Source organism: Streptomyces hainanensis (assembly GCF_004348415.1).
Lineage (GTDB): Bacteria > Actinomycetota > Actinomycetes > Streptomycetales > Streptomycetaceae > Streptomyces > Streptomyces hainanensis.
Genome location: NZ_SMKI01000335.1, coordinates 1 through 8,733 on the forward strand (window position 1 = coordinate 1; position 8,733 = coordinate 8,733).

5 protein-coding genes and 3 pseudogenes are annotated in these 8,733 nt (G+C 76.1%); 3 read left to right on the forward strand and 5 right to left on the reverse strand.

Going from position 1 to position 8,733, the window contains the following annotated elements:
* Together E1283_RS25855 and E1283_RS39000 are read left to right on the forward strand one after the other, a co-directional pair.
* Positions 1–243, forward strand: a pseudogene (locus E1283_RS25855) (epoxide hydrolase); the annotation flags it as partial.
* Positions 244–580: 337 nt separating this feature from the next.
* Positions 581–1,249 carry a response regulator transcription factor gene (locus E1283_RS39000; protein WP_132820561.1) on the forward strand — a complete coding sequence of 223 codons (669 nt, stop codon included), beginning with the start codon at positions 581–583 and terminating at the stop codon, positions 1,247–1,249.
* A 267-nt stretch (positions 1,250–1,516) separates the two neighbouring features.
* On the opposite strand, the pseudogene E1283_RS25865 reads toward E1283_RS39000, so the two are convergent.
* The 5 genes and pseudogenes from E1283_RS25865 to E1283_RS25885 all read right to left on the reverse strand — a co-directional run.
* A pseudogene (locus tag E1283_RS25865) lies at positions 1,517–2,992 on the reverse strand (ATP-binding cassette domain-containing protein); the annotation flags it as partial.
* Positions 2,982–4,679, reverse strand: coding sequence for an ABC transporter ATP-binding protein (locus E1283_RS25870; protein WP_132820562.1), 1,698 nt, complete (start codon positions 4,677–4,679; stop codon positions 2,982–2,984). The gene E1283_RS25870 and the pseudogene E1283_RS25865, both read right to left, overlap by 11 nt.
* A gap of 91 nt (positions 4,680–4,770) precedes the next feature.
* Entirely contained in the window at positions 4,771–4,914 is a 144-nt protein-coding gene (locus tag E1283_RS25875; RefSeq protein ID WP_132820563.1) for a SapB/AmfS family lanthipeptide, read from the reverse strand.
* Positions 4,915–5,011: 97 nt separating this feature from the next.
* Entirely contained in the window at positions 5,012–7,636 is a 2,625-nt protein-coding gene (lanKC, locus tag E1283_RS25880) for a class III lanthionine synthetase LanKC (RefSeq protein ID WP_132820564.1), read from the reverse strand.
* 112 nt (positions 7,637–7,748) lie between these two features.
* Positions 7,749–8,588 carry a helix-turn-helix transcriptional regulator gene (locus E1283_RS25885; RefSeq protein ID WP_132820565.1) on the reverse strand — a complete coding sequence of 280 codons (840 nt, stop codon included), beginning with the start codon at positions 8,586–8,588 and terminating at the stop codon, positions 7,749–7,751.
* Positions 8,589–8,604: 16 nt separating this feature from the next.
* Here E1283_RS25885 and E1283_RS39985 point away from each other — a divergent pair.
* Positions 8,605–8,733: pseudogene (locus E1283_RS39985) on the forward strand (DUF4132 domain-containing protein); the annotation flags it as partial.

The following is an 8,733-nucleotide window of genomic DNA, read 5'->3' on the forward strand; positions in this document are numbered from 1 at the left end:
GCCCACGACCGCACCCCGGTCGTGGAGGCCCCGGTCGGCCTCACCCTCGTCACCTACGAGAACCCGCCCGGCGTCCACACCGCCGCCGACCGGGTCCGGGCGTTCACCAACGGCCCGGCGGCCGGCTGGTTCCGCCACGTCAACGTCAACGCCCACGACCACGGCGGCCACTTCATCCCCTGGGAGAACCCCGACGCCTGGGTGAGCGACCTGCGCCGCACCTTCCACGGCCGGAGGCCCTGACCCCCGGTCGGGGAGATGTGGCGCGACGGTGCGGCGCCCACCCCTCACGTCCACGGTGGTGCGCGCCCCTTCGCGTCGACATGTCCGTCGCCAGGGGGCCGGTGAATCAAAGGCGCCCGGCGCATTGTCGAATACGCCGGGCGCGTGCCGCGAAGTCACCTGGCATTCCCAGGAGTTCGAACTGGGGGGCGCGTTCATAAGAACGCGCGCCCCTCGCGCGCCCTTGTGCTTCCCCGGGGCGCGCATTCGTGTGTGCAGTGCGGTGGTGTCGGGCGAGGATGTGTGGGTTGAGGGCACTCGACACAGATGGGGAAGCGACTGCCGGGAGGGACCGGGCGTGATCCGATTACAGCTCGTGCACGACACCAATCTTCTGCGGTGTGCGCTGGCTTCGCTGCTGGCCGCCGAACGGGACATCGAGGTGTCGGCGTCGTCCTGGCGGGAGGTCGAGCGGCCGGGCACCCCGGCGCACTCCGCCGACGCGTGGTTGGTGGACGCCGACTGCGCCGGTTTCGCCGCGCTGACCGCGAGGGACCCGGTGGTGGCCGGCGGGGGAGCCGGCCACCGGGGCGCGGCGTGGAGCGGTGCCGCCCGGCCCCCTCGGGAGGACGGCGAGGGCCCGGCGCCGGGCCTCGTGGTGCTCGCGCCGACGGGGCGACCGGGGCTGCTGCACCGGGCGTTCGCCGCCGGCGCGCTGGGATTCGTCAGCAAGGACGCCCGGCCGGCCCGTCTTCTGGACGCCATCAGAAGTGTCGTGCGCGGAAGCCGATATGTGGATGACGCGCTTGCCTTCGATTTCTTCAGCGCGACACATATGCCGCTCACACCACGGGAGTTGAATGTTCTCTCACTCGCCGCCGACGGCGCCCCGGTACCCGAGATCGCGGAACGGCTGTGGCTCGCCGAGGGAACGGTGCGCAATTACCTGGCCGCGATCATTCGGAAGACCGGTGCCCGCAACCGGGTCGACGCGATCCGGATATCCCGTGGCGCCGGCTGGGTCTGACCAGTCGGCCGTCAGCTCGCGGTAGCCGGCGGAGCGTCGGAGCAGTTCCTCGTGCGAGCCGAGGGCGTGCCGGCCGCCGTCCAGCAGGAGCACCCGATCCGCCCGGCGCGCGGAGCTGATCCGGTGCGCGACGACGACCAGGGTGGAGCCGGGCCGGGCCGCGAAGGCCCGCTCGGCGCGCGCCTCGGCGGCCGGGTCCAGGTGGCACGTCGCCTCGTCGAGCACCGTCACCGGCGCCGGCGACAGGTAGGCCCGGGCCAGGGCGAGCGACTGCCGCTCGCCCGCGGACAGGGCCGTGGGCGTCACCCGGCCGCCCGGGCCGCCGAGCCGCTCCACCAGGCCGCCCGCGCCGACCGCCGCGGCGGCGGCGAGCACCTCGTCGTCGCCCGGTGGCGCGGGGCGCAGGTATCCCAGGTTCTCGGCGACGGTGCCGGAGAACACGTACGCCTCCTGCGGGATCAGCACCCGCAGCCCGGCCAGCTCCGCCGTGCCGCGGCCGGCCAGCGGCTCGCCGCACAGGACGATCTCGCCGGCGCCGGGCCGCAGCAGCCCGGAGAGCAGCAGCGCCAGCGTCGACTTGCCGGTGCCGCTCGGTCCCACCACGGCCAGGTGTCCGCCGGCCGGGAGCGTCAGATCGAGCCCGTCGAGTACCGGGTCGGCCCGCCCGCCGTAGGCGAAGGAGACGCCGCGCAGCACGAGTGCGGGCCCGCCGACCGCCCCCGGCGCGCGGCCCGGCGGTTCGGCCCGTGGTTCGGCCCGTGGTTCGGCAAGCGGTTCGGGCGGCGGTTCGGCGAGCAGCCGCCCGGTGACCACGGCCAGCCGGGCGCCGGCGCCGCCGACGCCCTGCACCAGGCTGGTCAGGGCGGGCAGCAGCCCCTGGAGCACGAAGGTCACCGCCCCCACCAGCTCACCCGCCGTCACCCCGCGGTCGAGCAGCCAGGGCGCCAGGCACACCAGCAGCACCAGCGGCACCTGCCCGCCGAGCGCGAGCGCCACCACCCGCGCGGACCCCCAGCGGGCCAGCGACAGCGCGGCGCGCAGCTCGCCCTCGACCCTGTCCTTCGCGCCGGCCGCCACCCCGTCCTCGGCGCCGCAGGCGGTGATGTCCCGCAACCCCTCGCAGACCTCGCCGAGTTCGCCGGCCAGCGCCTCGTCGGCCGCCAGCACCGCACGCTGCCGCCCGGCCAGCGGCCGCAGGCTGGCGGCGAAGACGCCGAGCGCGAGCAGCAGCGGCGGCAGCACCACGAGCAGCAGCACCGGCGCCAGCAGCAGCAGGCCGAACAGCGCGCCCGCCGTGGTGAACAGGAACGTCTGCGCCACCAGCACGAGTCCGGCCAGGCTGTCCCTGGCGATCTCCGTCTGCGTCGTCAGCCGCGACACCGCCGCCGCGCCGTCCCGCTCCGCGCCGCGCACGGCCCGGTCGAGGGCGCGGTCCACCACCGCGCGCACCAGCGTGTCGCGCAGCGGCTCCACCAGCTCGGCGACCGCCCGGTACACCCGGCCGGTGCTCAACGCGCCGGCCAGCACCCCGACTCCGGCCAGGGCCAGCCAGCCGAGGCCGGCGCCGGGGCGGCCGGCCAGGAAGCCGCCGTCCAGGGCCCTGGCCACGCCGTAGCCGAGCAGGAACGACTGCCCCGCCTGCACGGCCGACCAGCCCGCCAGCCGGGCCACCACCCGGGGCCGCCGGCGCAGCGCGCGCAGCCCGGCGGCCACCTGCCGCCGGGTCGTCACCTCATCGGCCATCGGACTCCCTCCACAGCGCCCGGTAGTCGGCCCGCGCGCACAGCTCGCGATGGGTGCCGAGCGCCCTGATCCGGCCGTCGTCCAGCCAGGCCACCAGGTCGGCCCTGGCGGCGGACGCGGGGCGGTGCGCGATCACCAGCCGGGTGCGGGCGCTCGCCGCCCGGTGCAGCGCGGCCGAGACCCGCCGTTCGGTGACGGTGTCCAGGCCCGAGGTGGCGTCGTCCAGCACCAGCAGCCGCCCGCGGTGGGTGAACGCCCGTGCCAGCCCGAGGCGTTGCCGTTCCCCGCCGGAGAGCGGGGCGGTCGCGCACCGGGTGTCGTAGCCGTCCGGCAGCCGTCTGACGAAGCCGTCGGCGTCCGCCGCCCTCGCCGCGGCGACGACCCGCTCCCGCTCGGCGGGCACCGGGCCGAGCCCGATGGTGTCGGCGATGGAGCCGCCCAGCGGCGCGGGCCGCTCGAAGGCGTACCCCACCGCGTCGCGCAGCGCACGGCGGGGCAGTTCGTCGACGGGCACCCCGTCGAGCAGCACCCGTCCCGCGTCCGGCTCGGCCAGCCGGCCGGCGAGCGCGGCGAGCAGCGACTTGCCCGAGCCCGAGCGGCCCACCACCGCGACCGTGCTGCCCCCGGGCACCACCAGGTCCAGATCGCGCAGGACCGCCCGGCCGCCGCGCCGCGCGGTCACCCCGTGGAACGCCAGCTCCCCGGGGCCGCCCGCCGGCAGCAGCCGTGCCCCGTAACGCGGCGGTGGTTCGGCGAACACCTCCGCGAGACGCTCGGCCGCCCCCCTGGCCCGCACCAGCCGGTGCACATGGGCGACGAAGCCACCGATCCCGGTGGCGAGCACCACGTAGCGGGTGGCCGCGAGCAGCCCGCCGACGGACAACGCGCCCGCCGCGAGCAGCAGTCCGGCGACGGCGACGACCGTCAGCTGGAGCAGCGGGACCAGCGCCGCCGCGCGGGCGCCCGCCCTGGCGTTGATCCGCCACATCCGGCGGCCCTCGGCGCCCAGCTCCGGCAGCGGGGCCAACACCCTTTCGCGCTCCCGCCGTTCGGTGCCGGCGGCGGCGATGGTCCGGGCGCCGCCGAGCGTTTCCAGCAGCCGGCCGGCCAACTCCCCCTGGGTCCGCTGGTAGCGGGCGACCGAGTCGGCGGACGAGCGGGCGAACACCCGCAGCAGCAGCACCAGGAGCGGCGCGCCGGCCGTGAAGGCCACGGCGAGCCGCCAGTCGAGCAGGGACAGCGCCACCACGCCGCCCACCGGCGTGGCCAGCGCGGCGCCGGCGGCGGCCAGCGCGGCCGGGGTGGCGCCCGCGTGCGAGGCGTTGACGGTGGCCCTGGCCACCAGGTCGCCGGCCGGGAAGCGGGCCGCGGCCCCCGGCCCCAGGTCGAGCACCCGGCGCACCAGCCGGCCGCGCAGCCACGCCGCGGCGCGGGCGTCGGTGGTGGCGGTGAGCACGGTGCCTACGGCGTTCGAGGCGGCCTGGGCGACCAGCAGCAGCGCGCACAGCGCGCTCCAGCGGCCGGCCGGCGGCGCGTCGGCGAGGAGCAGGTCGAGCGTGTGCCCCAGGGCCGCGGGCAGCGCCAGCGCGACGGCCGAGCCGGCCAGGGTCAGCGGGAGCAGCACGGCGACGCGGGCCGCGCCGTGCCCGGCCGTGCCGAGGGGGTCGAGCGGGCGGGAGCGTGCCACGGTGTGGTCCTCCTGGCGGACGGCCGGGCCGGGTAAGGGGGGCGGCCCCGCGCGAAGCTCGCGCGGGGCCGCCGACGTCCGTGCGGACGGCTCACAGACAGAGCAGGAAACTGTTGGAGCTGTGGGTGTCGCAGATGAGAAGGCTCAGGCTGCTGGTGTCGCCACCGCCGCCACCGCCGCCACCGCCGGTGGCGGCCGTCTCGGGCTCCATGGACTGCAGGTCGAGCAGGGACATGGGCTTCTCCCTTTCGTCGGTGACGTGGTCACCAGTCGGGCCGCCACCGCGGGCGCGGGGCGGGTCTCGCTACGGCCCCGCCGAGGCGGGGCCGGTCTCAGGGCCGCCCGGGGGGCGGCAGGAAGGGCAGCCTCGGGCCGTGCCCGGGGCCGCCCGTGGGCGACGCGGCCCGGGCCTCGGCGGCGCCGAGCGCCAGCAGGCAGCCCGCGGTGCCGGTGGCCAGATCCATCGAGAGCCGCATCATCTGGTCGCCGGGGAAGGCCAGTTCGCCCTGGTACGACATGCCGTACCAGTCCATCGCCGCCGCCTGCGCGGCCAGCGCGGCGGGCGTGGCGCCGGGCGTGGTGGTCCTGGCCAGGTGCCAGACCATGCCGGCCCGGCCGCGGAAGAGCCCGGGCTGCGCGTAGTAGCGCAGCGCGGCGCCGGGCAGGATCGTGGCCCTGGCCCGCTCGAACTCCGGGTCCGCCACGTGCGCCAGGTAGTCGTCGAGCACCGCCGCGATGCCGACGCTGCCCTCGCCCAGGTACGGCAGGACCCGGTCGCCCTCGTCGACGTTGAGCATGCCGCGGCGGTCCACCGCGCAGTGCGCCAGGTCCCGGCGCAGCGCGGTGGCGGCCAGGTCGAGCAACGCCCCTTCGCCGGTGCGCTCGTGGCGGCGCAGCAACAGCAGGGCGGTGCCGGTGGCGCCGTGCAGCAGCCCGGCGCGCCGGCGGCCGCGCGGTTCCGGCGGCTCCGACAGGCGGGCGGCGGCCAGCTCGGTGGCCCGCCGGGCCCCGGCGGCCAGGGTGTCGTCGCCGGTGGCCGCGGCCAGCTCGTCGAGGACCAGACCGATGCCGGCCAGGCCGCCGAAGAGCGGGGCGGGCAGTCGTTCCCACCGCTCGCCGAGGGCCCGGCTCGCCAGTTCGTGCGCGGCCTCGGTGTGGCCCAGCCGGTGCAGGACGTGCGCGACGCCGAGCAGCCCGTCGTACAGGCCGAGCGGGGTGCCCTGGGGCGGTTGGGCGGCCTGCCGCAGCAGCCACTTCTCGCCCTCCTCGTAGCGCTCGGCGCCGCACTCGGCCAGCGCGTGGAGGACGCCGGCCGCGCCGTGCGCGAGGCCGAGGCCGCCGCCCGGCGAGAACTGGGCGATGTCGCCGGGGAACAGCCGGTCCTCGCGGTCGGGGGTGGCGGAGGACAGGAGGGCGCGGACCATCGACTCCCGGGCGGCCGGCCCGTCCACCGGCGCCGCCGGGTCGGGGCGGGTGGCCGGGGCCGCCGGCTTCGCCGACGCCGGCCGGGGGGTCGGCGCGTCGCCGCCCAGGATCTCGGTCACCGCCTCGGCGAGGTAGCCGGCCGGCAGATCGGGGAACTCGCGCCCCGCCACCTCGGCGAGGTGCGCGGCCTTGCCCGGGTCGATCGCCAGCAGCGAGGTCAGCGGGATGAACAGGGCGAGCCGCAGGCAGGCCAGGGCGTAGCGGTCGACGGCGAAGCCGGTGCGGTCGGCCGGCGCCAGGAACCCGGGGTGGGCGACCGTCTGCCGGGCCGCCGCTGACTCGGGGGCGGCGGCCTCGAAGTCCAGCAGGCTGACCGACTCGCCGTCCGGGGCCACCATGATGTTGAACATGTGCAGGTCGTTGAAGACCAGCCCGCGTCCGTGCAGGGCCGCCACGGCCCGCTCGGTGCCGGCCAGCACGGTGCGCGCCCACCGGGTGTACCCGGCCACCTCGACGCGGTCCGGTGTGACCGCCAGCAGCGGATGGCGTTCCGCGAAGAAGGAGTTGAGGGTGCGGCCCGGCAACTCGTCCATCACCAGGAAGCGGTGCTCGCCCAGCGTGAACCAGTCGCGCACCTCGGGCGCGATCCCCAGGCCCGAGACGCGTTCCAGCGCGGCCTTCTCCCGCTCCAGCCGGGTCACCGCGTCGGCCGTGTCGGCGGCGAGCCCCGCGTGCGGGCGGGCCTCCTTGAGCACCACCGCCTCGCCGGTGCGCAGGTCGGTGCCGCGGTAGACGCCGCCGCCGTTGGAGAAGTGCAGCGCGCGGTCGACGCGGTAGGGCAGGTCGGCCACGGTGACCTGGTTGCGGGCGGCCAACTGCGGGGCGAGGAAGTCGGGGAGCGTCACCCAGTCCGGGACGCTGAAGGTCGGGGTCCTGCGGTCCGGCACCAGACGGCCGGCGCCGTCCTCGATCGCCGTCACCAGGTTGCCCGAGCCGTCGTCGCAGTGGCGTGGGGCGAACGCGCCGTACCGGACGTAGAGCGGGCCCTCCCGCCAGCGCAGGTCGGTCAGGACATAGGGTCCCGGCTCGCCCGCCAGCAGTTCGCCGAGTTCCGTGAGCACCGTGTGCAACTGGCGCTCGTCCGCCGGGTAGAGGGTGGCGAACTTCCCGCTGTTGTCGCGTCCCGCGTACTTGGAGTTGCGGAGGAACAGCAGGTGGCGGGCCGGCACGAACTTGAAGGGGATCCCCCGGGGGACGCAGTACTCCCAGATCCTGGCGGCCGTCCCGTCCGCGCCGTCCAGGGTGGCGGAGACATGGATCTTCCAGCCCTGGAGGGGCAGTTCGGCGGCCACCGGCTGGAGATGCAGCCAGTCACCGTTGCGTGCGCCGCGCCAGCCGTCCGGCACCCGGCGCAGCGCCGTCTCGTACGACTCCTCGGTCCGCACCCGGCCGTCGGAGTGCATGGCCAGACGTTCGGGAGTGTCGTAGAAACACCTGTCGATGAGGCAGAACACCTCGTACCGCTTGTCCATCGCCCTCCTTCGGCACGGGACAAGAGGTTTCCAGGAGCGGAGGAGGGCCGACAGTGGCGGCTGTCACGAATGGGCCGTGCAGAACGCACGACCCCTCGCACCCCGACAGGACCTAGAGGAGCGTGGGCCCGATGACGGACAGCAGTCGGAGTTTCTCGTGGCTCTCGCTGCCGGGGACCGCGGTGTAGACGAGCAGCGCGTGCCCCTGGCCGGGGTCCACCAGCCCCTGGCAGTTCAGCTCCAGCGGGCCGAGCTCGGGGTGGACGAAGTGCTTCACCTCGTCGGGTCGGACGCCGACCTCGTGTTCGTCCCACACGGCCCGGAACTCCTCGCTTCGTGCGAGGAGCAGGTCGACGAGGTGGGCCGCGCGGGAACCCGGACCACGCAGGGTGGCCGCCTCGCGCAGCATCGAGGTGAACATCCGGGCGAGGAACGGATGGTCCTCGGGGGCGTAGAGCTGGCGGGTGGCGGGGTCGGTGAACCAGCGGTAGCCGATGCTGCGGGCCGGGCCGGTGTACCGGGTGGTGTCGCCGGTGAGCGCGACGCCGAGCGCGGTCTGCCGCAGCGTCTCGCCGAGTTCGGTGACGATCTCGGCGGCCGTGTCGTCGAGCCGGTCGAGCACCCGCAGCAGCCCGGGGCTGATGTGGTCGCTGACGGCGCCCCGGGTGGGCGGGTTGTGCCCGGCCAGCCGGAACAGGTGGTCGCGCTCGTCGAGCGAGAGGTGCAGGCCCTGCGCGATGGAGGCGATCATCTGCTCCGACGGGCGGGGGCCGCGTTCCCGTTCGAGGCGCGCGTAGTAGTCGGTGGACATGTGGCAGAGCGCCGCCGCCTCCTCGCGCCGCAGCCCCTCGGTCCTGCGGCGTCGCCCGCGCGGGAGGCCGACGTCCTCGGGTCGCAGTGACCCGCGGCGGCGCCGGAGGAACTCCGCGAGTCCGGTCCGATCGATCGTCATGGGTGCCCTCCCTCGGTACCGGGTCTGGCCCGACGCCGCCTGGCGGGCCGCCCTCCGCGACCTGGTCGTCACCGACACTTCCGGCGCCGTCGCCGGCTTCCTGCGTGACGCCGACCCGGAGCGCGGTATCGGCCTGGTCGACCTG

What these genes read in the sequence shown, in the direction of transcription:
- E1283_RS25885 (WP_132820565.1), bottom strand. Translation starts at nt 8,588, where the DNA reads ATGACGATCGATCGGACCGGACTCGCGGAGTTCCTCCGGCGCCGCCGC.
- E1283_RS25875 (WP_132820563.1), bottom strand. Translation starts at nt 4,914, where the DNA reads ATGTCCCTGCTCGACCTGCAGTCCATGGAGCCCGAGACGGCCGCCACC.
- lanKC (WP_132820564.1), bottom strand. Translation starts at nt 7,636, where the DNA reads ATGGACAAGCGGTACGAGGTGTTCTGCCTCATCGACAGGTGTTTCTAC.